At 67.7% G+C, this 22,384-nt stretch carries 28 protein-coding genes; 21 read left to right on the top strand and 7 right to left on the bottom strand.

Annotated features, from left to right (window positions below; all coding sequences use genetic code 11):
• Positions 1-79 precede the first annotated feature (79 nt).
• The 4 genes from fusA to WYO_RS00020 form a co-directional block, all read right to left on the bottom strand.
• Positions 80-2,155, bottom strand: coding sequence for an elongation factor G (gene fusA / locus WYO_RS00005; RefSeq protein ID WP_007557566.1), 2,076 nt, complete (start codon positions 2,153-2,155; stop codon positions 80-82).
• A 30-nt stretch (positions 2,156-2,185) separates the two neighbouring features.
• Positions 2,186-2,656: a 30S ribosomal protein S7 gene (rpsG, locus tag WYO_RS00010; protein ID WP_007557567.1), complete on the bottom strand. Its 471-nt coding sequence runs from the start codon at positions 2,654-2,656 to the stop codon at positions 2,186-2,188.
• A gap of 133 nt (positions 2,657-2,789) precedes the next feature.
• Complete coding sequence (gene rpsL / locus WYO_RS00015; RefSeq protein WP_007557568.1) at positions 2,790-3,161, bottom strand: 30S ribosomal protein S12; 372 nt, start codon at positions 3,159-3,161, stop codon at positions 2,790-2,792.
• A gap of 358 nt (positions 3,162-3,519) precedes the next feature.
• Positions 3,520-4,149, bottom strand: a complete 630-nt coding sequence (locus WYO_RS00020) for a DUF805 domain-containing protein (RefSeq protein WP_039901785.1) — start codon at positions 4,147-4,149, stop codon at positions 3,520-3,522.
• 802 nt (positions 4,150-4,951) lie between these two features.
• On the opposite strand from WYO_RS00020, the gene WYO_RS00025 reads away from it, so the two are divergent.
• From WYO_RS00025 to WYO_RS00100, 16 genes are all read left to right on the top strand, one after another.
• Positions 4,952-5,755, top strand: a complete 804-nt coding sequence (locus WYO_RS00025; protein WP_007557571.1) for an ABC transporter substrate-binding protein — start codon at positions 4,952-4,954, stop codon at positions 5,753-5,755.
• Between the two features lie 7 nt (positions 5,756-5,762).
• Positions 5,763-6,497, top strand: a complete 735-nt coding sequence (locus tag WYO_RS00030; protein WP_007557573.1) for an amino acid ABC transporter permease — start codon at positions 5,763-5,765, stop codon at positions 6,495-6,497.
• On the top strand, positions 6,494-7,189 hold the full coding sequence (locus WYO_RS00035; RefSeq protein WP_007557574.1) for an amino acid ABC transporter permease: 696 nt from the start codon (positions 6,494-6,496) through the stop codon (positions 7,187-7,189). The genes WYO_RS00030 and WYO_RS00035 overlap by 4 nt, the downstream gene beginning before the upstream one ends.
• A gap of 211 nt (positions 7,190-7,400) precedes the next feature.
• A complete protein-coding gene (locus tag WYO_RS00040; protein ID WP_007557577.1) occupies positions 7,401-7,778 on the top strand; it encodes a hypothetical protein in 378 nt (125 codons plus the stop codon).
• Between the two features lie 447 nt (positions 7,779-8,225).
• Entirely contained in the window at positions 8,226-8,594 is a 369-nt protein-coding gene (rplN, locus tag WYO_RS00045; protein WP_007557579.1) for a 50S ribosomal protein L14, read from the top strand.
• Positions 8,594-8,908, top strand: a complete 315-nt coding sequence (gene rplX / locus WYO_RS00050) for a 50S ribosomal protein L24 (protein WP_007557581.1) — start codon at positions 8,594-8,596, stop codon at positions 8,906-8,908. The genes rplN and rplX overlap by 1 nt, the downstream gene beginning before the upstream one ends.
• The gene (gene rplE, locus WYO_RS00055) at positions 8,901-9,467 is read left to right on the top strand and encodes a 50S ribosomal protein L5 (protein WP_007557583.1); all 567 of its coding nucleotides are present in this window, start codon (positions 8,901-8,903) and stop codon (positions 9,465-9,467) included. Before rplX ends, rplE begins: the two co-directional genes overlap by 8 nt.
• A 40-nt stretch (positions 9,468-9,507) precedes the next feature.
• On the top strand, positions 9,508-9,813 hold the full coding sequence (gene rpsN, locus WYO_RS00060) for a 30S ribosomal protein S14 (RefSeq protein WP_007557584.1): 306 nt from the start codon (positions 9,508-9,510) through the stop codon (positions 9,811-9,813).
• 10 nt (positions 9,814-9,823) lie between these two features.
• Entirely contained in the window at positions 9,824-10,219 is a 396-nt protein-coding gene (rpsH, locus tag WYO_RS00065; protein ID WP_007557585.1) for a 30S ribosomal protein S8, read from the top strand.
• Between the two features lie 22 nt (positions 10,220-10,241).
• Positions 10,242-10,775, top strand: coding sequence for a 50S ribosomal protein L6 (gene rplF, locus WYO_RS00070; RefSeq protein WP_007557586.1), 534 nt, complete (start codon positions 10,242-10,244; stop codon positions 10,773-10,775).
• Positions 10,776-10,785: 10 nt separating this feature from the next.
• Positions 10,786-11,148 (top strand): 50S ribosomal protein L18, encoded by a 363-nt coding sequence (gene rplR, locus WYO_RS00075; RefSeq protein WP_007557587.1) that lies wholly within the window; start codon positions 10,786-10,788, stop codon positions 11,146-11,148.
• A 112-nt stretch (positions 11,149-11,260) separates the two neighbouring features.
• Complete coding sequence (rpsE, locus tag WYO_RS00080) at positions 11,261-11,848, top strand: 30S ribosomal protein S5 (protein WP_007557588.1); 588 nt, start codon at positions 11,261-11,263, stop codon at positions 11,846-11,848.
• A 12-nt stretch (positions 11,849-11,860) separates the two neighbouring features.
• The gene (gene rpmD, locus WYO_RS00085; RefSeq protein ID WP_007557591.1) at positions 11,861-12,052 is read left to right on the top strand and encodes a 50S ribosomal protein L30; all 192 of its coding nucleotides are present in this window, start codon (positions 11,861-11,863) and stop codon (positions 12,050-12,052) included.
• 10 nt (positions 12,053-12,062) lie between these two features.
• Positions 12,063-12,569, top strand: coding sequence for a 50S ribosomal protein L15 (gene rplO / locus WYO_RS00090; RefSeq protein WP_007557593.1), 507 nt, complete (start codon positions 12,063-12,065; stop codon positions 12,567-12,569).
• A 154-nt stretch (positions 12,570-12,723) separates the two neighbouring features.
• Positions 12,724-14,070, top strand: a complete 1,347-nt coding sequence (secY, locus tag WYO_RS00095) for a preprotein translocase subunit SecY (RefSeq protein ID WP_007557594.1) — start codon at positions 12,724-12,726, stop codon at positions 14,068-14,070.
• 170 nt (positions 14,071-14,240) lie between these two features.
• A complete protein-coding gene (locus WYO_RS00100) occupies positions 14,241-14,843 on the top strand; it encodes an adenylate kinase (RefSeq protein WP_007557596.1) in 603 nt (200 codons plus the stop codon).
• Positions 14,844-15,108: 265 nt separating this feature from the next.
• On the opposite strand, the gene WYO_RS29190 is transcribed toward WYO_RS00100, so the two are convergent.
• The 3 genes from WYO_RS29190 to WYO_RS00115 form a co-directional block, all read right to left on the bottom strand.
• A complete protein-coding gene (locus tag WYO_RS29190) occupies positions 15,109-16,323 on the bottom strand; it encodes a glycosyltransferase family 61 protein (protein ID WP_007557599.1) in 1,215 nt (404 codons plus the stop codon).
• A 491-nt stretch (positions 16,324-16,814) separates the two neighbouring features.
• Positions 16,815-17,549, bottom strand: coding sequence for a DUF4198 domain-containing protein (locus WYO_RS00110; RefSeq protein ID WP_007557600.1), 735 nt, complete (start codon positions 17,547-17,549; stop codon positions 16,815-16,817).
• Positions 17,550-17,752: 203 nt separating this feature from the next.
• Positions 17,753-18,109: a hypothetical protein gene (locus tag WYO_RS00115; RefSeq protein ID WP_007557602.1), complete on the bottom strand. Its 357-nt coding sequence runs from the start codon at positions 18,107-18,109 to the stop codon at positions 17,753-17,755.
• A 251-nt stretch (positions 18,110-18,360) separates the two neighbouring features.
• Between WYO_RS00115 and rpsM the strand changes: the two genes are divergently transcribed.
• The 5 genes from rpsM (at position 18,361) to rplQ (ending at position 21,924) form a co-directional block, all read left to right on the top strand.
• Positions 18,361-18,729, top strand: a complete 369-nt coding sequence (rpsM, locus tag WYO_RS00120; protein WP_007557604.1) for a 30S ribosomal protein S13 — start codon at positions 18,361-18,363, stop codon at positions 18,727-18,729.
• 173 nt (positions 18,730-18,902) lie between these two features.
• Positions 18,903-19,292, top strand: a complete 390-nt coding sequence (gene rpsK / locus WYO_RS00125) for a 30S ribosomal protein S11 (RefSeq protein ID WP_007557606.1) — start codon at positions 18,903-18,905, stop codon at positions 19,290-19,292.
• A 25-nt stretch (positions 19,293-19,317) separates the two neighbouring features.
• Positions 19,318-20,190, top strand: a complete 873-nt coding sequence (locus tag WYO_RS00130; RefSeq protein WP_007557609.1) for an MBL fold metallo-hydrolase — start codon at positions 19,318-19,320, stop codon at positions 20,188-20,190.
• Positions 20,191-20,296: 106 nt separating this feature from the next.
• Positions 20,297-21,316 (top strand): DNA-directed RNA polymerase subunit alpha, encoded by a 1,020-nt coding sequence (locus WYO_RS00135; protein ID WP_007557610.1) that lies wholly within the window; start codon positions 20,297-20,299, stop codon positions 21,314-21,316.
• A gap of 197 nt (positions 21,317-21,513) precedes the next feature.
• Positions 21,514-21,924 (top strand): 50S ribosomal protein L17, encoded by a 411-nt coding sequence (gene rplQ / locus WYO_RS00140; protein WP_007557611.1) that lies wholly within the window; start codon positions 21,514-21,516, stop codon positions 21,922-21,924.
• The last annotated feature ends 460 nt before the right edge of the window (positions 21,925-22,384 follow it).

The following is a 22,384-nucleotide window of genomic DNA, read 5'->3' on the forward strand; positions in this document are numbered from 1 at the left end:
GGAGAACTTTTCCTTGCCCATCAGAGCCTCCTAAATTCGAAATCGCGTTGCGGAAGAAGGGGTGCCTCAGGCCGGAGCCTTAGGCGTACTTGGCGATGACCTTGTCGGCCTCGCCGCGCGGCACCTCTTCGTAGTGGTCGAACTGCATGGTGAAGTTCGCCCGGCCCTGCGACATGGAGCGCAGGTTGTTCACGTAGCCGAACATGTTCGCCAGCGGCACCATCGCGTTGATGACGTTGGCGTTGCCGCGCATGTCCTGGCCCTGGATCTGGCCGCGGCGGGAGTTCAGGTCGCCGATGACCGAGCCGGTATACTCTTCCGGCGAGACGACCTCGACCTTCATCACCGGCTCGAGCAGGACCGAGCCGCCCTTCTGGAGCGCCTCGCGCAGAGCGGCGCGGGACGCGATCTCGAAGGCCAGCGCCGACGAGTCGACGTCGTGGTAGGCACCGTCGATGAGCTCGACCTTGATGTCGACCACCGGGAAGCCCGCGAGCACGCCGGCACCGAGGACCGAGTTGAGGCCCTTCTCGACGCCCGGGATGTACTCCTTGGGCACCGCGCCGCCGACGATCTTCGACTCGAACGAGAAGCCTGCGCCCGGCTCGTTCGGCTCGACCACGAACTTCACCCGCGCGAACTGGCCGGTACCACCGGTCTGCTTCTTGTGGGTATAGTCGATCTCCTGACGACGGGTCAGCTTCTCGCGGTAGGCCACCTGCGGCTGGCCGATATTCGCGTCGACCTTGTAGGTGCGGCGCAGGATGTCGACCTTGATGTCCAGGTGCAGCTCGCCCATCCCCTTCAGGATGGTCTGGCCGGATTCCTGGTCCGTGGAGACCCGGAAGGACGGATCCTCGGCGGCCAGCTTCGCCAGAGCGATGCCGAGCTTCTCCTGGTCGGCCTTCGACTTCGGCTCGACGGCGATCTCGATCACCGGCTCCGGGAACTCCATGCGCTCCAGGATCACGGCCTTGTTCGGGTCGCACAGGGTGTCGCCGGTGCGGGTGTCCTTGAGGCCGGCAAGGGCGACGATGTCGCCCGCGAAGGCTTCCTTGACGTCCTCACGGTTGTTGGCGTGCATCAGGAGCATGCGGCCGACGCGCTCCTTCTTGTCGCGCGTCGAGTTGATGACGTTGGCGCCCGACTCGATCTTGCCCGAGTACACGCGGCAGAACGTGATCGTGCCGACGTGGGGATCGTCCATGATCTTGAAGGCGAGCATGGAGAAGGGATCGGTATCCGTCGGGTGACGGACGACCGGCTCCTCGGTCTTGAAGTCGATGCCTTCCACGTCGCCGCGATCGGCCGGGGAGGGGAGGTAATCCACCACCGCGTCGAGCAGGGGCTGCACGCCCTTGTTCTTGAAGGCCGAGCCGCAGAGCACCGGATGGAAGGCGCGCTGCTGCACGGCGCGACGCACGAGCTTGTGCATCGTGGCGGCGTCCGGCTCGGTGCCGTCGAGATAGGCCATCATGGCCTCGTCATCGAGCTCGACGCAGGCCTCGACCAGCTTGGCGCGATACTCGACGGCCTGGTCCTTGAGCTCCTCGGGGATCTCGACCTCGGAGAAGTCGGCGCCCAGGGTCTCACCGGACCAGACGATCGCCTTCATCTTGATGAGGTCGATGACGCCCTTGAAGCTGGACTCGGCACCGATCGGCAGCTGCAGGCAGACGGGCTTGCCGGCGACGCGGTCGATGATGTCGGCGACGCACTTGAAGAAGTCGGCGCCGATCTTGTCCATCTTGTTGACGAACACGACGCGCGGGACGTCGTACTTGTCGGCCTGGCGCCAGACGGTCTCGGTCTGGGGCTCGACGCCCTGGTTGCCGTCGAGCACGCACACGGCTCCGTCGAGCACGCGCAGCGAGCGCTCGACCTCGATGGTGAAGTCCACGTGGCCGGGAGTGTCGATGATGTTCAGGCGCTTCTCGCGCCAGAAGCACGTCGTCGCGGCGGACGTGATCGTGATGCCGCGCTCCTGCTCCTGCTCCATCCAGTCCATGGTGGCGGCGCCGTCATGGACTTCGCCGATCTTGTGCGACTTTCCGGTGTAGTAGAGGATCCGCTCCGTCGTCGTGGTCTTCCCGGCATCAATGTGGGCCATGATGCCGAAGTTGCGGTAGTCCTCGATCGCGTGCGTGCGGGGCATCGGATTGCTCCTGAGAGACGGCGGAACCGCTTACCAGCGGTAGTGCGAGAAGGCGCGGTTGGCTTCAGCCATCCGGTGCGTATCTTCCCGCTTCTTGACGGCGTTGCCGCGGTTGTTGGCGGCGTCGAGCAGCTCGGCGGAGAGACGCTCGATCATGGTGCGGTCGTTGCGCGACCGGGCGGCCTGGATCAGCCAGCGGATTGCGAGGGCCTGGCGGCGCTCGGTCCGAACCTCGACGGGGACCTGGTAGGTCGCACCGCCGACGCGCCGGGAGCGCACTTCGATCATCGGAGCGACGTTGTCGAGCGCGGCGCGGAACACTTCGATCGGGTTGGCGCGGGCGCGGTTCTCGACGATGTCGAAGGCGCCGTAGACGATCCGCTCGGCGGTCGACTTCTTGCCCTCGTACATGATCGAATTCATGAACTTCGTCAGCACCACGTCCCCGTACTTCGGGTCCGGGATGATCTCACGCTTCTCGGCAGAGTGGCGACGGGACATCTCTTAAACTCTCAAACGAGTAGTTTTTAAGCACCTCGCGCAGGCCGCCTTGGCTCTTTTGATGAAGCCGGCGACATCCTTACGAGGCCGTGGAAAGGCCGTTGCGCGACCGGATAAAGTCCGGCCGGCGATCTTACTTCGGACGCTTGGCGCCGTACTTGGACCGGCGCTGCTTCCGGTTCTTCACGCCCTGCGTGTCGAGCACGCCGCGCAGGATGTGGTAGCGCACACCCGGAAGATCCTTCACGCGGCCGCCGCGGATCATGACGACCGAGTGCTCCTGGAGGTTGTGACCCTCGCCCGGGATGTAGCCGATCACCTCAAAGCCGTTGGTCAAGCGGACCTTGGCGACCTTACGAAGGGCCGAGTTCGGCTTCTTCGGGGTCGTCGTGTAGACCCGGGTGCAGACGCCGCGCTTCTGCGGGCAAGCGTCAAGCGCCGGAACCTTGTTGCGGCTCCGCTGGATCTTCCGCGGCTGGGCGATCAGCTGGTTGATCGTCGGCATCCTGTGCCCTCTTCCTCGGTCACCTTGGCCGGACTGCGCAGAGCAGTCCGCAAAACGAATATGCGCCGGAGGTCCTGTCACAGACCCTCGGCGCGGTGTGGGCAGAGGAGCACGCCCGAAACGAACGCGCTCGTACCTACGGATCTGACTTAGAGCGTCAGGCGATTTGAGCCTTCGGATCGCTCGGGGCGATGGCGGCGCCCGGGGTCATACCCAAGGGCCGTCGGCAGCCAATGGCCGTCCGAAGTGGCGCGCTTCTAGCCGCGGTTAACGCGCAGGTCAATGCGTCCGGCGCGATATTCTTGCGATTGGCGCGCCTGATATCTTGCAGCCTGCGGCGAAGCTTAGCGCAATTCGGTCAGGTCGTCTCGGTGACTGGCGGCGGCCCGAATCGATTCGGTCCGGCATCGCCCGGGCGGGCGAGCACGGCGACGACGAACCAGATCCAGAGCGCGAATTCGACGAGGGCACAGGCGATGAGCAACGTGATTCCCGTGGCGGTGCCGCCCGACGTCATTCCCGCAACCATCCCGATCAGCGCGATCGGCAGCGGCGCCAGGAATATGAGGTTCCACCACCCGGACCGGTTCACGTCGTGGCAGCGCTTGATCGCGAGAGCGAGGCTGCACCACAGGATGACCACGGGCCCGATCATGTTGATGAGCGGAAGGATGCTCAAGAACAGATTGACGACCAGGAGCACGAGGAAGCCGAACAGCCAGTAGTCGCGCCGCCCGATCCGCCCCTCCGGGCTGAAATAGAAGGCGAGCCAATCCCGCTCGCTCAACAGCTGCGCGACGGAGGGAGCGAGAATCGGCTCGGCGCCCGGGACGGCATAGACCTGGCGCGCGTCTCCCTGTTCCGCCACGAAATCGACCGCCTGCCCGACGCGTATTGCCGATCCCCCCAGGTCCGGGGCGGCGAAGCGATAGCGCTGTCCGTCGTCTCCCGCGATCACGCCCGGCGCGCTCGCCCCGGGCGCCGCCAAAACCTTTCCGCGCATTCACCATCTCTCCCATTCGCGCGCCCGGTGCGATCGGGACGCAGGAACCCGAAAGATGTCCCGGGGGAAGATTGGCGGTCACCTAAGACAGGTGGACTATTGGCGAGCGCGCGCAGATCCCCATCGATCCGCTTTGAGGTGTTCAACCTAATGATCCGTTCCGGGCAGCGGATAATTTAAGAATTAACAATCTTCGCAGGACGGACCAAGATCTGCACCCGTGATCCCGCCCTCGGTACGCGACGGAAGACCTCGCCCTCGCCGCGGCGGTCTCGCGATTGCGGGCTCGACTGCATCACGAAACAGAAGCGCGAAGGGCCGCAAGAGCTCCTCGGATCACGGCAAAAATTTCATCGCGTCGTTCGGGCCATTCCTGCGCTTTTATCCTTCAAACGACAGAATCAAGAGAATTATCGGCTGTTGATTTTCCGGTTCGTCCGGCGGATCTTCTTCGGCGCACCGCGTCTCGACGGCGCAACTGCTTCCGATCATGACCCGAACCGATCCATTCTTCGTTCGATGTCCTGCCCACGTCGGTCCGCCCGGCGGATGATCGGGCGGCGATCGGGATGCCGGCCGCCCCGATGAGACACGCGCGCGGCGATCCGGCACCGCCATAGCCCCACGCGAAAAGCCGGCGGGATCGGCGCGCACCGGCGCGCCGTGTCCCGGGCGCGAATCGCTCGGCTCCGGCGGGGGCCACCGGCTTCGCCACGCGACCGCCAGATCCTGAACGCGCCCGATTCGGCCCTGGCGGGCCCACAATTCCCTTCACCCGGAGACATCCATGCGCCGCTTGCTCACCTTTGCCCTTGCAACACTCCTCTCGGTCGGCGCCGCGCAGGCCGACCGCCTCGACGACATCAAGAAGGCGGGCGTGCTGCGCGTCGCCACCTTCGACAGCAACCCGCCCTTCGGCTTCGTCGATCCGAACACCAAGCAGCTGGCGGGGCTCGATGTCGATTACGCCCAGGCGATCGCCGACAAGATTGGCGTGAAGCTGGATCTGCGGCCGACCAACCCGGCCAACCGCATTCCGCTGCTGACCTCCGGCAAGGTCGATCTGGTGCTGGCGAACTTCACCATCACGGAGGAACGGGCCAAGCAGCTCGATTTCAGCATCCCGTATTTCGCCTCCGGCCAGCAATTCCTGGCCAAGAAGGGCACGCTCACCGCGGCCGAGCAGCTGAACGGCCTGCGCATCGGCGCCGACAAGGGCACCACCAACGAGATCGTCCTGCGCCGCGACTTCCCGAAGGCGACCGTGGTGGCCTTCGACGACACGCCCTTCGCCTTCGCGGCCCTGCGCAACGGCAACGTCCAGGCGATCACGCAAGATGGGCCCAAGCTCGTCGGCCTGCTGGCCAAGGTCCCGGATAAGGAGAATTACGAGGTTCCGGCCTTCTCGATCTCGAACGACTATATCGGCGCCGGCCTCCCGAAGGGTGAGACCCGTCTCCGCGACGTCGTGAACGAGACCCTCCGGGAGCTGGAGGCCAGCGGCAAGGCGGCGGCGATCTACGATCGCTGGTTCGGCCCGAACACGACCCAGCCGCTGCCGCGCCTGTTCCGGATCGGCGACCACAGCTAGCCGCCCGGTGAGCCTCTTCGGCGATCTCCTGGCGCCGCGCTACCTGATCTGGCTGCTGCAGGGTTTCGGGGTCACCCTGGCTCTGTCGGCGGCGGTCTGCGTCGCCGGGACCGGGCTCGGCCTCGCCCTCTGCTGCCTGCGCGAGACGGGGGGCCGGCTCGCGGGGGCGGGGATTGCGGGCTTCGTGGGCCTCGTCCGGAACACGCCGCTCCTGGTGCAGCTGTTCTTCTGGTATTTCGGCGCGGCCGCGCTGATGCCGGCCTGGCTCACCGCCTGGCTGAACAGCCCGCACAGCCTGCCCCTGGGGCCGGCCGCCCTGACATGGCCCGCCTACGAGACCCTGGCGGGGTTCCTCGGGCTGACGCTCTACGCCGCTGCCTACATCGCCGAGGAATGCCGCGCCGGCCTCAACGGCGTCCGGCCCGCCCAGCGGGAGGCCGGCTTGGCCCTCGGCCTGACCGATCTCCAGGTCTTTCGCCACATCGCCCTGCCGCAGGCCCTGCGCATCGCCTGGCTGCCGGTGGTCGGCCAGTACCTCAACGCGATCAAGAACACGTCGCTGACCATGACCATCGGGCTGGCCGAGCTGTCCTACGCCGCGCGGGAGGTGGAGACCGAGACCTTCCTGGCCTTCCAGGCCTTCGGCATCGCGACGCTCCTCTATGTCGGGGCCGTGGCGGCGGTCGAGGCGGCCGGCCATGCCGTCGCGCGCGGCGACCCGGCGGGAACCGCCCGCCGGTGAATCGCGCCGTCATCACCGACAATCTCGGCTACCTGCTGGCCGGCGCCTGGCCGGACGGCCCGGTGGGCGGCCTGATGCTGACCCTGATTCTCTCCGTGGAATCGGGCCTCGCCTCGGCCATGCTGGGGCTCGTCCTCGGGACCGCCCTGGCGATGAGCCGCGGCCGGACACGGCGGGCGCTGACCCTGGGGCTCGGGCTGTTCCGCGCCGTCCCGATCGTGATGCTGATCTTCTGGAGCTACTTCCTGCTGCCGATCCTGTTCGGCGTGTCGATCCCGGAGACCGGGACCGTGGTCACCGCCCTGTCGCTCGTGGGCGGTGCCTACCTGGCCTACGCAGTGGCGGCGGGGATCGAGAGCATCGGGCGCGGCCAGTGGGAGGCGGGGCTGGCGCTGGGTTTCGGCCGGTGGCAGGTCCTGCGGCACCTCATTCTGCCCCGGGCGCTGCCGGCCATGGCACCGTCCTTCGTCAACCAGTGGACCGCGCTGATCAAGGATACCGCGCTCGCCTACGTGGTCGGCGTGCCCGAACTCTCCTTCGTGGCGACGCAGGTGAACAACCGCGCCATGGTCTACCCCGCCGAGATTTTCCTGTTTGTCGGCGCCGTCTACGGATGCCTCTGCCTGCTGGTCGACCGGCTCGCCGCGCTGCTGGCGAGGCAGCGTCGCCGACCGCGCGCGGGCAGGGCCTGACAGCGAACCTCACCTCCTCGTCTCCGCGCGATTCGGATGCGCCGCCGCGGGCGCAGCGCGACCGGATCCGAGGACGTGCCGAGCACACAGCGTGCCGGATCGGGGCAGGGGCCCGGCATCACGGTCTACGGAAGATTAAAACGAACCGTCGAAATGTCCCGGTCGTCGGGCGGCCCGCGGGCCGCCTCAGTGCGTATCGAGGATGTTGCGTATGGGTTGCGTCGCGGTCAGCAACGTCGTCCCCTTCCGGCGGATCGCCCCCGCCTCCGCGGCAGGCGAGCGGGATGCGCGCAACCGCCGTCGCAGCGAGCAGCGCGCGCTGATGGATGCGGTCTACGCCACCGGCAGCATGATCGTCGCCGCCGAGGATCGCGAGATCAAGCTCACCGCCTCGCGCCTGCAGGTCTACGGCTTCCTGACGATCGAGGAGGTCACCGAGGATGGCGGGATGCGGCGTCTGCGCCCCTCCGAGGCGATTCGCGCCCGGTCCGAGCGCCCGTGGCGCCTGTCGAAGCCGGCCTTCGGCGGCGCGGTGACGATCCCGAGCCTCGACGATTTCCTGTTCGAATCGGCCGGCCAGCCGTTCTGAGTCGCCCGGTCCCATCCGACTCACCCGCCGCGCGTGCTTGCGCGGCGGCTATCGCCGTTGCCCCGCTGCCGTATGATCGCGCGGCCGCCGAGGAATGGATGATGGCCCGAGCCATCGACTCACCCGGCGCCCGGCGCTAAGCCGTTGACCGGCAGCGCCCGAACGGGGCGCGACGCCCGCGCCCGAATCGCCCCGGCAATGCTCGGCCGGCCCGGCGATTTTGCCGCGATCGGCTTGCCATCGCGGCCTACCCGTAGTATCCGCCCGGCCTTCGCGACATTTTCCATGGGTGCTCGCACCCTGTGAACGCGGTGACCGCGCCGGCGTCTCTGACGCCGCAAGCGCGGTCTATACCATGAGCCGGGGACATCAGATCCCCATCAGGCGTCGTCCGCCGGGCAATACCGCCCGCGTGCGGAAACCCGCCTGAAACAAGGAGTCACGCACGTGATCCAGATGCAGACGAATCTGGACGTCGCCGACAACTCTGGTGCACGCCGTGTGATGTGCATCAAGGTTCTCGGCGGGTCGAAGCGCAAGTATGCCGGCGTTGGCGATGTCATCGTCGTGTCGGTCAAGGAGGCGATCCCGCGCGGTCGCGTCAAGAAGGGCGACGTCATGAAGGCGGTCGTCGTTCGCACGGCCAAGGCCGTGAAGCGCGTCGACGGGTCGGTGATCCGCTTCGACAAGAACGCTGCGGTCCTGATCAACAATCAGAAAGAGCCGATCGGCACCCGCATCTTCGGACCGGTGCCGCGCGAGCTGCGCGCGCGCAACCACATGAAGATCATCTCTCTGGCGCCGGAGGTGCTGTAATGGCCGCCAAGATCAAGAAGGGCGACAAGGTCGTCGTACTCACCGGCCGCGACTCGGGTCGCTCGGGCGAGGTCATTCAGGTTCTGCCGAAGGAAGGCCGGGCTTTCGTGCGCGGCATCAATCTGGTCAAGAAGCACCAGAAGCAGACGCAGAACCAGGAAGGCGGGATCATCTCCAAGGAGGCCGCCATCCAACTCTCGAACATCGCGGTCGCCGACGCCAACGGCAAGCCGACCCGCGTGGGTTTCCGCATCCTCGAAGACGGGCGCAAGGTCCGATTCGCCAAGAGCACGGGGGATCAGATCGATGGCTGAGGCCGACAAGAACGCCTACACCCCGCGCCTGCGCAAGCACTACGACGAGGTGGTGCGCCAGAAGCTGATCGAGGAATTCGGGTACAAGAACCCGATGCAGGTCCCGCAGATCGAGAAGATCGTCATCAACATGGGCGTCGGCGAGTCCACCGCGGACTCGAAGAAGGCGACCGTGGCGGCCGGCGACCTCGCGCTCATCGCCGGTCAGAAGCCGGTGATCACCCGGGCCCGCAAGGCCATCGCGACCTTCAAGGTCCGCGAGGGCATGCCGATCGGCTGCAAGGTGACCCTGCGCAAGCAGCGCATGTACGAGTTCATGGATCGCCTGATCACGATCGCGCTGCCGCGCGTCCGCGATTTCCGCGGCCTGAACCCGCGCTCGTTCGACGGGCGGGGCAACTACGCGCTGGGTCTCAAGGAGCACCTCGTGTTCCCGGAGATCTCCTACGACAAGGCCGAGCAGATGTGGGGCATGGACATCGTCGTGGCGACCAGCGCCAAGACCGATGCCGAGGCCAAGGCTCTGCTCGCCGCCTTCCAGTTCCCGTTCCGGCAGTGAGGCCCTCGCGCCTCATACGCGGACACCGGAGATAGACCACATGTCGAAGAAAAGCTCAGTCGAGAAGAATGAGGCCCGCAAGACGCTGGTGAAGCGTTTCGCGGCCAAGCGGAAGGCGCTCCTCGAGATCGCCAACAACGACGCCCTCGAGATGGAGGAGCGCTTCGAGGCGCGCCTCAAGCTCGCGGAACTGCCGCGCAACTCGTCGGCCACCCGCATCCGCAACCGTTGCGGCATGACCGGCCGCCCGCGCGCGTTCTACCGCAAGATGGGCATCTCGCGCATCGCGCTGCGGGAGCTTGGCAACCGGGGCCTGATCCCCGGCCTGGTCAAGTCGAGCTGGTAAGGAGGTCCCCATGGTCAACGATCCCGTGGGCGACATGCTCACCCGCATCCGCAACGGCCAGCTGCGCCGTCGCAACGTCGTTCAGACGCCCGGCTCGCGCCTGCGCGCCAACGTCCTGAACGTGCTGAAGTCCGAGGGCTACATCCGCGATTACGCGGCGACCGACCTGGGCAACGGCCGCACCGAGTTCGCCATCGAGCTCAAGTACTACGACGGTCGCCCGGTGATCCGCGAGATCAAGCGCGTGTCGAAGCCCGGCCGTCGGGTCTACTCGTCCGTCGGCGATCTGCCGCACGTGGCCGACGGCCTCGGCGTCACCATCGTCTCCACCCCGCAGGGCGTCATGGCCGATCACGAGGCGCGCGAGCGCAACGTCGGCGGTGAAGTGCTCTGCACCGTATTCTGATCGGGACGGAGGAGGTTATCCCATGTCTCGCGTAGGCAAAAAGCCCGTTCCCGTGCCGGCCGGCGTCACCGCCACCGTCACCGGCCAGACGGTGAAGATGAAGGGCTCGAAGGGCGAGCTGCAGTTCGACGTTCCCGCGCTGGTCAGCGTGGCGATGAAGGACGGCGCCATCGAGGTCCAGCCGATCAACCAGTCCAAGCCCGCGCGCTCCCTCTGGGGCACGTCGCGGGCTCAGATCGCCAACATCGCCGAGGGCGTGTCAAAGGGCTTCGAGAAGAAGCTCGAGATCACGGGCGTCGGCTATCGTGCGGCGATGGCTGGCAAGGCCCTCAAGCTGTCGCTCGGCTACAGCCACGACATCGAATACGCGATCCCCGCCGGGATCACGATCGTTACCCCGAAGCCCACCGAGATCACGATCTCCGGGATCAACCGCCAGCAGGTCGGTCAGGTCGCCGCCGAGATCCGCGAATACCGCGGACCCGAGCCCTACAAGGGCAAGGGCGTGAAATACGCGGGCGAGTTCATCTTCCGCAAGGAAGGCAAGAAGAAGTAAGGAGGGCATCATGTCTCGCAAGCTCGAAGCCCTCGATCGCCGCAAGGCGCGCGTCCGTCGCGCGCTGCGCGCGGCCGCCAACGGCCGTCCGCGGCTCTCGGTGTTCCGCTCGTCGAAGCAGATCTATGTGCAGGTCATCGACGACGTCGCCGGCAAGACGCTGGCCGCCGCCTCGTCGATCGACAAGGCGCTCAAGGGTGATCTCAAGACCGGCGCCGACGTCGCCGCCGCCACCGCGGTCGGCAAGCTCGTCGCCGAGCGCGCCAAGGCTGCGGGCGTCACGAAGGTGATCTTCGACCGCTCCGGCTACATCTATCACGGCCGGGTCAAGGCCGTGGCCGAAGCTGCCCGCGAGGGCGGCCTGGAGTTCTGAGGAACTCCCTCCGCGCGGCGTAAGACCCGCGCGGCCATCCCCTCCCGTCTTGGGCGAGGGGAATCGAGCGAGCGGATCGTCCGATCCGCGCTAGTGAGATAGGTTAGACAACATGGCACGTGAACGGGAAGGCGGGGGCCGCGGCCGCCGCGATGAGCGCGAGGAGCGCGACAGCGAATTCGTGGACAAGCTCGTCCACATCAACCGTGTCGCCAAGGTGGTGAAGGGTGGCCGTCGCTTCGGCTTCGCGGCCCTCGTCGTCGTCGGCGACCAGAAGGGCCGCGTCGGCTTCGGCCACGGCAAGGCCCGTGAGGTGCCTGAGGCGATCCGCAAGGCGACCGAGGCGGCCAAGCGCGGCCTGATCCGGGTGTCGCTGCGTGAGGGCCGGACCCTCCACCACGACGTCAACGGCCGTCACGGCGCCGGCAAGGTGATCCTCCGCGCGGCTCCGCAGGGTACCGGCATCATCGCCGGCGGCCCGATGCGCGCCGTGTTCGAGACCCTCGGCATGCAGGACGTCGTCGCCAAGTCGCTCGGCTCCTCGAACCCCTACAACCTCGTGCGCGCCACCTTCGAGGCGCTCAAGAACGAGGACAGCCCGCGCTCCGTGGCGGCCCGCCGCGGCATCAAGGTGTCGAGCCTCCAGGCCCGTCGCCGCGACGCCGATCCGGCCGACCAGTCCGAAGCTGCGGTCGCGTAAGGGGAGGGTCCGATGGCACAGAAGACCGTCCGTATCGAACAGATCGGCTCGCCGATCCGCCAGGAGGCCAGCCAGCGCCAGACGCTGATCGGCCTCAAGCTCAACAAGCTCCACCGCGTGTCCGAGCTGGAGGATACCCCCTCCGTGCGCGGCATGATCCGCAAGGTTGCGCACCTCGTGCGCGTCCACGGCGACGTGGCGTGAGGAGGTTCCGATGAAGCTCAACGAGATCAGCGACAATCCCGGCGCAACCAAGAATCGGATGCGTGTCGGCCGGGGCATCGGCTCCGGCAAGGGCAAGACCGCCGGCCGCGGCGTGAAGGGTCAGAAGGCCCGGACCGGCGTGTCCATCAAGGGCTTCGAGGGCGGTCAGATGCCGCTGCATCGTCGCCTGCCGAAGCGCGGCTTCAACAACCTCTACGCCCAGGACCTGAACGAGGTGAATCTCGGCCGGATCCAGGAGGCGGTGGACGCCGGCAAGCTCGACAAGGCCGCGACCGTGACGATCGAGAGCCTCGTCGCGGCCGGCATCATCGCCCGTCCCCGCGACGGCGTGAAGCTGCTCGGCGTCGGTGAGCTGACCGCGAAGCTCAGCTTCGAGGTCACCCGCGCCTCCAAGTCCGCCATCGAGGCGGTCGAGAAGGCCGGCGGTTCGGTCACGGTCGCGTTCGCGACGGGCGTGTCCCACCGCGGCGGTGCCACCGCCGAGGCCACGGCCTGACGCCCGGTCTAGGGGCGACGCGGGGACCCGTTGCACGGTCCCCGCGGACCCTTTAAGCCGATCCTCCGAGCGGCGGCCCTGCGACCACGCGGGCCGCCGTTTTCATTTCATCCGGGCATGCTTGGCCCGGCGACACTCCCAGGACGCGACGCTTATGGCCTCAGCAGCCGAGCAGCTTGCCGCCAACCTCAACTTCGGGGCGATCGCCAAGGCCGATGAGCTGAAGAAGCGCATCTGGTTCACCCTGGGCGCCCTCGTGGTGTTCCGGCTGGGCACCTACATCCCGATCCCCGGCATCGATCCGGAGCAGTTCGCCCGCAACTTCCAGCAGCAGGCCGGCGGCGTGCTCGGGCTGTTCAACATGTTCTCCGGCGGTGCCGTCGAGCGCATGGCGATCTTCGCCCTCAACATCATGCCGTACATCTCGGCCTCGATCATCGTTCAGCTGCTCACCTCGGTGATCCCGAGCCTGGAGGCGCTGAAGAAGGAGGGCGAGTCCGGCCGCAAGGTCATCAACCAGTACACCCGCTACCTCACGGTGGTGCTGGCGCTGGTGCAGTCCTGGGGCATCGCGATCGGCCTGCAGAGCTCCTCGGCCGCGATCGATCCCGGCCCGTTCTTCCTGGCCTCGACGGTCATCACGCTGACCGGCGGCACCCTGTTCCTGATGTGGGTCGGCGAGCAGATCACCTCGCGCGGCATCGGCAACGGCTCGTCGCTGATCATCTTCGCGGGCATCGTCGCCCACCTGCCGGTGGCGATCGCGGGCGCGCTGGAGCTCGGCCGCACCGGCGCGCTCTCGCCGGTAATCATCCTGGGCGTCGCCGTGGCGGCCGTGGTGCTGGTCTACTTCATCGTGTTCATGGAGCGCGCCCAGCGGCGCCTCCTGATCAACTACCCGAAGCGCCAGGTCGGCAACCGGATGTACGAGGGCCAGACCTCGTTCCTGCCGCTCAAGCTCAACACCTCGGGCGTCATCCCGCCGATCTTCGCCTCGTCGCTGCTGCTTCTGCCGGCCACCGCGGCGAGCTTCTCGGCCAATGGCGGCAGCACCGGCTGGCTCGGTACCGTCACCGCCTATCTGGGCCACGGCACCCCGCTGTTCATGGCGCTCTACGCGGCTCTGATCATCTTCTTCACGTTCTTCTACACCGCCGTGGTGTTCAACCCGCAGGAGACGGCGGACAATCTGAAGAAGCATGGCGGCTTCATCCCGGGCATCCGTCCGGGTGAGCGCACCGCAGCCTTCATCGACAAGGTGCTGACCCGCATCACGGTGATCGGCGCCCTGTACCTGACGCTGGTCTGCCTGTGCCCGGAGATCCTGTCGTCCTACGCTTCGGCGAGCCTGGGCTTCGGCGGCACCTCGCTTCTGATCGTGGTCTCGGTGACCATGGACACGGTGGCCCAGATCCACGGGCACCTGATGGCGCATCAATACGAGGGCCTCGTGAAGAAGGCCAAGCTGCGTGGCGCCTCGACCACGCAACGCCGCCGCTGACCCTGCTACAGAAGCGGGACGAAGCCACCGACGACCCCGCCTCTGACCCAAAGGTCCGGGTGCCTCCAGGCCCCGGACCGGCTAGAAAAACACGAGACGGGCGATGCCGGGGAGGCTTCGCCACCCGCCGCTTGGGCCCGTAGAGAGTCGGGCCGGACGAGGACAACGCCATGCGCATCATTCTGCTCGGCCCCCCCGGCGCGGGGAAGGGGACGCAATCCGAGCGGATCGTACAGCGCTTCGGCATCCCGCAGCTGTCCACGGGCGACATGCTGCGCGCCGCGGTCGCCGCCGGGACGCCGGTCGGCCTCGAGGCCAAGGCCGTGATGGAATCGGGCGGCCTGGTCTCCGACCGGATCGTGGTCGGCATCGTCGCCGACCGGATCGAGGAGCCGGACGCGAAGCGCGGCTTCATCCTCGACGGCTTCCCCCGCACCGTGGCCCAGGCCGAGGCGCTCAACACGATGCTGTCCGGCAAGGGGCTGAGCCTCTCGGCGGTCATCGAGTTCAAGGTCGATGAGGACGCGCTGGTCGGACGGATCCAGAAGCGTGCGGCCGAGGCGCAGGCCCGCGGCGAGGCGGTGCGTAAGGACGACACCCCCGAGGTGTTCAAGCAGCGCCTGGAGGCCTACCGGGCCCAGACCGCGCCGCTCTCGGCCTATTATGCCAAGACCGGCCTGCTCCACACGGTCGACGGCATGCAGCCGATCGATACCGTGACCGCCGAGATCATGACGGTGCTGGAGCCGCACGCGGAACGCATCGCCTCCTGACGCGAGCGCCGGCCGGCCGCGCTACGGCGGCCCGCCGGCTTCTCGCCTGGGTTCGGTGGGTATGGGCATACCTCCGGTTGCCTCGACCTCAGCCCGCCGGTGGGCCCTGATGAACGGCGCCTTCGGCCGCGGCCGGCCCGCGAGGACGAGCCCATTCTTCGAACAATCGAGCCGTGGCACCTCCGTGTTCGCGCCCGCCGTCGAAGAGCATCCGGGCTCGATTGACGGTGGCGCGGCGCGCTCGTCGCGTCGTCAGCCGGACGCCTCAGGCGGCTTGCCGGCGGATCGCCCGGTCCCCGTCGAGCCAGGCCAGGGCGCGGGCGAGGTGGTCGGGATCGAGCACGTAATCCGATTGCGCCGGACGCATCGGGTCGAGGGCCTTGCCGTAGCAGACGCCGTAGCGATGACCGCGCGCCGCCGCGAGGTCGAGGTAATACGGGTCGGTGAAGGTCTCCGGAGCCAGGTAGAGGATCCGCGTGCCCGGTCGGCAGAACAGCGTGTTCACCATCGCGGCGCCCATGCAGCCGACGACGTGCTCCGCGCCCGCGAAGGCGGCAGCCTGCTCCCGGGCTGAAATCCCCTCCGGATCGAACGGCTGGTAGCCGCGCGCCAGCAAGGTCCTGCAGAGGTCGTCCCACCCGACTGGGACACGGCCCCGGTCGCGCCGGCGTATCACGAACAGCCGGGTCGGACGCCGCGGCGCCGGGCGCCACCAGCGCCGGTCCAGGCGATCCATCATCGCGATGGCTCGAGCCGAGAGGTCGGCGAGGGCCTGAGGATGCTTCGGCCCCGGCAGACCGGCCACCGGCGAGGCGAAATACAGGGTCTCCGCCCGGTAAGTCGTATCCGGCCGCAACAGGCGTAGCGTCACGTCGCGGCGGTGGAGTAAGGCGCGGAGGAGTTCGATCCGCATCCGGTCGGTCGCCGGGACGAAACCGTGCAGCAGCAGGCAGATCCGCTTGTGGCGGCGGGCCAGGTGCTCGACCGCCAGGAGGCGCGGCAGATCCTCGGCCAGCCAATGCCCCCAGTTGAACGTCCCGGAGGAGGTCAGCAGCAGATAGGCGTCGGTGCTCGGCAGCGTCCGGGTCGGCGCGCCGGGTCCGGGTTGTGGAAGTGTGACGCGATCCGCGGGCCGGAAGGTCTCGAACAGCTGCAGCGTTTCGCCGTCCCGATCGACCGTGAGGCTTCGGTCGTGGATGCGCGCCTTGTCGATCCGCACCAGGACGCTGCCCGGCGCGACGGCCTGGGCGCCGCCCACGAAGGCGAATGCCGCGGTCAGGGCGGGCAGGAGAGCCGGGTCGGCGAAGATCGCGTCGGTGTCGAGGACGCGGGTATAGCGGGCCGGCGCGTAGAGTTTTGCAACCGGGACGATCTCCGGAGCCGGGCTCGCGTGCAGCCCGGCAAGGAGATCCGCATCACCCGGGAAGCCGCCGGCGGCGTAGACTGACGGATCGCAGGAGATGTAGCGCGGCGTGCGCATGACATTCAGCGGATCGACCGCCCCACATCAACGATGTGCCATGAACATCTCCGGTCGCCCCACGTCAAGCACGGCCCGCGCGATGATGAATGCGCAAGCCATGACTTAGATTATATTGATAAACGTATTGTCAAATACGATACCCGCGCATCGCAATGTCCGTTGGCAACGTTGTCTATTTGACGATCGTCCGCGCGGTCTTTCGCGAAACTTCTCATCGCGCACCGAGAATCGCCGAACATCCCCGCTATCCAGGGCGGCGATGGAGCCGGCTCGTGGTCGAGACCTGCCTCTGGCTGCCCGGGCGCGCGGCTCGGCCGGCGGGGCATGGAGGCTTACGGGCCGAGGCTCCGCGCGGGGCCGACAGGATCGCCCCGTTTCCGAGCAGGCGGGTCGCCGCCTCGCGGCGGACGGCTCACAGGATTCCGCCCCGGCTCAGGCCGCCTCCGAGCCGCGCCGAACATGGCGGCAGCTCGGAGGCGCGTCCGTGATCAGTTCGTCTTCGGATCGGCGACCGTGAACGCGAAGGTGGCCGAATAGGTGTCCGTGTCGGCCAGCGCGGGGGTCTGCGAGGGGGCGACGCGGTGATTGACAGCCAGCACCTGCGGGCCGGCCGCCCGCAGAGGGACCGTCGCTTCGCCGGCGGCGTCCGTCGCGGCCCGAGCCTGATCCGCCTCGCTCTTGAAGGTCGCACCGTCGGTGGCGACGACGTCAGCCCCGGAGAGCGGGCGCCCCTCGAACAGGACACGGACCCGGATCGCGCCCTTGGCGGCATTCGGCGCTTCCAGCGGCACGATCTCGAGCGGCTGGCCGACGATCCGATCCCACGGCGCTGTCGGGCCGACCGCCGCCTTGGCGTACTTGACCGACCACTGGCTCTTCTCGCCCTCCGGCACCATGCGCTTGCTGGCATTGCGGTAGCTGCCATCCGCCAAGCGGACCCAGTAGCCGTTGTCGTAGGCCGCCGCGACCAGCGCGTCCCCGCTCAGGGTCGCGCGCAGAACTGGCACGGCCCCCGGCTCCGCCTGCGCGGTGAGCCCGACCGTCCGAGACGGCTCATAGGCGATGAGGCCGGTGAGCTTGCGGGCCGCCGGCATCTCGGGCTCGTGCGGATGCCCATACTGGATCATCACGCTGCCCGGACCGGGCGAGAGCCACAGATCGTGGGCGGCGGCCGGTCCGGCGAGGGCGACGGATGCGGCGGCGAGAAGGGCGATACGGCTCATCGTGACAGGTCCTCCGGTGACGTAGGGACAGCCTAACCTGGTATCCGCTCGTCTTTCAAAGCGGATGATCGAGTCTGACCCGTCGCGGACCGGGCGAGGTCCGCAAACCGTCGGATCTGGCCGCCCGGTCCTCTCCGGCGCCCCCGCCTGGATCACCGCCAAACCGGCATGCGGGGACCGTTGAGCGGCCCCACGATGACGCGTCACCGGCGCCGCTCCGCCCGCAGGCCCCCGAAGAAATTGACGATGTCCATCGGCAGCGCCCGGCGGCCGAACAGGCGGAACGGGTTGCCGTCGGTACGGCCGTCGCGCAGCTCGACCATCGCGGTCATGCTGTTGTAGCGGAACACCATGCGGCGGTCCGCGAAGGTGGCCCAGAGCAGGCCGGGGCCGTCCTCCTCGTCCTGCAGGGCGATCGAGCCGGGCTCGGCCTCGGTAAGGATCCCGCCGGTGACGGCCAGGATTACCGGGACGACCTCGTCGGCATTCTCCTCCGCCGCCCGCAGGACCGAATCGGCGAAGGCCCGCAGGGTGGCGCCGTCGCTGGTCAGAACCGACATCTGTGTTCCCTCGCGGAGCCGTGTCCGGTCCGCACGCGACGCATGGCGACACGGCCGATCGTTCACCGGTCGTTGACATCTGGGCCCACGCACGCTAGCAGGCCGTCCTTCGTCCAATCGATCGCTGGTCCGAGGTGCCCTGTCCAGGGCCGCCCCCGGGCCACGTTGTCGTTTGGCGCGCGCAGGGGCCGGCCTCCACCGGACGCGCGCGGCCACTGCCCGGGTTTCCGGGCCTCATATGGAGCGTGATTATGGCCCGTATCGCAGGCGTCAACATCCCGACCAACAAGCGCGTCGTCATCGCGCTCCAGTACATCCACGGTATCGGCGCCAAGAAGGCCGAGGAGATCACCCAGAAGGTGAACATCCCCGCCGAGCGTCGGGTCAACCAGCTCACCGACGCCGAGGTTCTCCAGATCCGCGAGACGATCGACCGCGACTACATCGTCGAGGGCGACCTGCGCCGCGAAGTCTCGATGAACATCAAGCGCCTGATGGATCTCGGCGCCTATCGCGGCCTGCGTCACCGCAAGCAGCTGCCGGTCCGCGGCCAGCGCACGCACACCAACGCCCGCACCCGCAAGGGCAAGGCGAAGCCGATCGCCGGCAAGAAGAAGTAATTTTTTCGTCTTGGAAGGCCGTGCTCCGCTCGGCCTTCCGTTCGTCGCGCCGGGTGTCCCGCGAGGGTCCCGAAGCAGGCTCGACTGCCCTCCACGGGCGCCGCAGCCAAGTCCCAAAAAGAATCCCGAGCGCCTGGAATTACGGGCGCGCTTGAAGGAAGAGTGAGACCCGAATGGCCAAGGAACCCCAACGCGTCCGCCGCCGCGAACGCAAGAACATCGTGTCGGGCGTCGCCCACGTGAACGCCTCGTTCAACAACACGATGATCACCATCACGGACGCGCAGGGCAACACGATCTCGTGGTCGTCCGCCGGCGCCATGGGCTTCAAGGGCTCGCGCAAGTCGACCCCGTACGCCGCCCAGGTGGCCGCCGAGGACGCCGCCCGCAAGGCCTCCGAGCACGGCATGCGCACCCTCGAGGTCGAGGTCTCCGGCCCGGGTTCGGGTCGTGAGTCGGCCCTGCGCGCCCTCCAGGCCGCGGGCTTCACGGTCACCTCGATCCGCGACGTGACCTCGATCCCGCACAACGGCTGCCGTCCGCGCAAGCGTCGTCGGGTCTGAACCAACCGGTTTGACGGAGAAGCTCATGACGGGATCGAAGCCGCTTCCGGGCGTGCTGCGTTGGAACCTCGGCGACCTCACGGTCACCGCGCTCAACGACGGCTGGTTTCAGGCCAGCCTCGATCTCGTCACGGGAATCCCGAAGGACGAAGCCGGCAAGCTGCAGGTCGCGGGCTTCCGCACCGAGCAGCCCAAGATCACGCTGAACGCCTTCCTGATCACCGGCGCCGGCCGCAAGCCGGTGCTGATCGATTCCGGATACGGCGATTTCGCCCCGGTGGAGACCCTGGGGCGGTTCAGCACGGCGCTGGCGCTCACCGGCGTGAAGCCGGAGGAGATCGAGACCGTCCTGGTCACGCACCTGCATCCCGACCATGTCGGCGGGCTGGTGACGAACGGGGCGGCTCGGTTCCCGAACGGCGAGATCGTGGTCCACGCCGACGAGGCGGCCCATTGGCTGCCGGACGACGCGCTCTCGCGGGCGCCGGACGAGGCCAAGCCGTATTTCGAGGGCGCCCGCAAGGCGGTGGCGCCCTACGCCAAGCGGATGCGCGAGCATCGCGGCGGCGAGGTCCTGCCGGGCATCACGGCGGTCCACCTGCCGGGCCACACGCCGGGGCATTGCGGCTTCCGCATCGTCTCCGGTGGACAGTCGCTGCTCATGTGGACGGATGTGGTGCACCTGCCCGCGATCCAGTTCAAGAACCCGGAGGCGGGTGTCGGTTTCGACGTCGATGGCGACCAGGCGCGGGCGACGCGCAAGGCCATCATGGACGAGGTGGCGCGCGAGCGGAGCTTCATCGCGGGCGCGCATCTGGAATTCCCGGCGCTCGGCTATGTGGACCGGGACGGGGCGGGCTACCGCTTCGTGCCGGCCCTGTGGGTGGGCGGCGAATAACAGACTTTGCATTCAGGGACCGTTCGGGGCGCCAGGGGGCGGCGCCGGACGGCCGAAGCGCGGGAACGGGTGTCGCGGGTCCCGGGCATGGACGAGAGGTAGGATCGTGGTCATTCAGAAGAACTGGCAGGAACTGATCAAGCCGAACAAGCTGCAGGTCTCGACCGGCGACGACCCGAAGCGGGTCGCCACCGTCGTGGCCGAGCCGCTCGAGCGCGGCTTCGGCACCACGCTCGGCAACGCCCTGCGCCGCGTGCTCCTGTCCTCGCTCCAGGGCGCGGCCGTGACCTCGGTGCAGATCGACGGCGTGCTGCACGAGTTCTCCTCGATCCCGGGTGTCCGCGAGGACGTCACCGACATCGTCCTGAACATCAAGACCATCGCGATCCGGTCGCAGACCGATGCGCCCAAGCGCATGACCCTGCGCAAGACCGGCCCGGGCACCGTCACGGCGGGCGACATCGGCACGGTCGGCGACATCCAGATCCTGAACCCGGAGCTGGTGATCTGCACCCTGGACGACGGCGCCGAGATCCGCATGGAGTTCACGGTCGCCACCGGCAAGGGCTACGTCCCGGCCGAGCGCAACCGTCCCGAGGACGCGCCGATCGGCCTGATCCCGGTGGACTCCCTGTTCTCCCCGGTGACCAAGGTCAGCTACCGCGTCGAGACCACCCGTGAGGGCCAGGATCTCGACAAGGACAAGCTGACGATGACCATCGAGACCAACGGCGCCGTGGGCCCGGAGGACGCGCTCGCCTACGCGGCGCGGATCATCCAGGACCAGCTGCAGGTCTTCGTGAACTTCGAGGATCCGCGCAAGGAAGAGGCCGCGCCGCTCGCGCCGCAGCTGCCCTTCAACCCGGCGCTGCTCAAGAAGGTCGACGAGCTGGAGCTGTCGGTCCGTTCGGCGAACTGCCTGAAGAACGACAACATCGTCTATATCGGCGACCTGATCCAGAAGTCCGAGGGCGAGATGCTGCGGACCCCGAACTTCGGCCGCAAGTCGCTCAACGAGATCAAGGAAGTGCTGGCCGGCATGGGCTTGCACCTCGGCATGGACATCCCCGGCTGGCCGCCGGAGAACATCGAAGATCTCGCCAAGCGCTTCGAAGAGCACTACTGAGGCGAAGCCGCCTCGGGCCGGACTCGGCGGCGCTGATCGGCGCCGTCTGCTTGGCCGATCCAGATCCGGGACTTCGCAGGCACGACGCGAAGTCCCAACAGTTCCCGCCGCGGGGTTATGCGGAATGAATGGCCCCGCTGTTGGGGCGCCCGGCCGTACCGTGGCACGGCGGCCGTGAAGAGAAGGAAGCCAGATCCATGCGTCACGGTTATCGCGGCCGCCGCTTCAACCGCACCGCCGAGCACCGCAAGGCGATGTTCGCCAACATGTCGGTCGCCCTGCTGAAGCACGAGCAGATCGTCACCACCCTGCCGAAGGCCAAGGACCTGCGTCCCGTGGTCGAGAAGCTCGTCACCCTGGGCCGCATCGACAGCGTCCACACCCGCCGTCTCGCCATGGCGCAGCTGCGCGATGCCGACATGGTCAAGAAGCTCTTCGCCGTGATCGGCCCGCGCTACCAGGGTCGTCCGGGCGGCTACCTCCGCATCATGAAGGCCGGCTTCCGCAAGGGCGACAACGCCCCGCTGGCCGTGATCGAGTTCGTCGATCGCGACGTCGAGGCCCGCGGCAAGGATTCCGGCCAGGTCGAGGTCGCCGAGGCGGCCTGAGCCAACGCTCCACTGACCGAACCCAAAAGAGCCGCTCCGGATCGTCCGGGGCGGCTTTTTCGTGCGCGGGCGCGGCCCAAAAAAGAACCCGCCGGCTTGCGCCGGCGGGCCTGAAGCAGGGTCCACGTTTCGGTCCGTCGCGGGAGCTCGCCCTGGCGGTCAGTGTCGGCCTGACCGGGAACTCGACCGCGCCGCGGGTCCGAAACCCCTATCCCTGCTGATTCCTGTTGGGCGGATCGTCCTGATCCGGGTCGGCATCACGCCGCCTGCCTGGGAAGATACCGTGATTGCTCATGGTTCACCTCCAGTTCGTTACCCGGAGCGCAACGGCTCCGTGGGGGGTCAATGAGCCGGCAACGGTGTGGTTCCCATGCAAGTCAGGGGGACGTGCATCGGCGCTGCATGCCCCGATGTTTCGGCCCCTGCACTTGGCGCATCCAATCCCGTCATTGAGCGCAGC

The sequence above is a fragment of the Methylobacterium sp. GXF4 genome (genome assembly GCF_000272495.1).
GTDB lineage: Bacteria > Pseudomonadota > Alphaproteobacteria > Rhizobiales > Beijerinckiaceae > Methylobacterium > Methylobacterium brachiatum.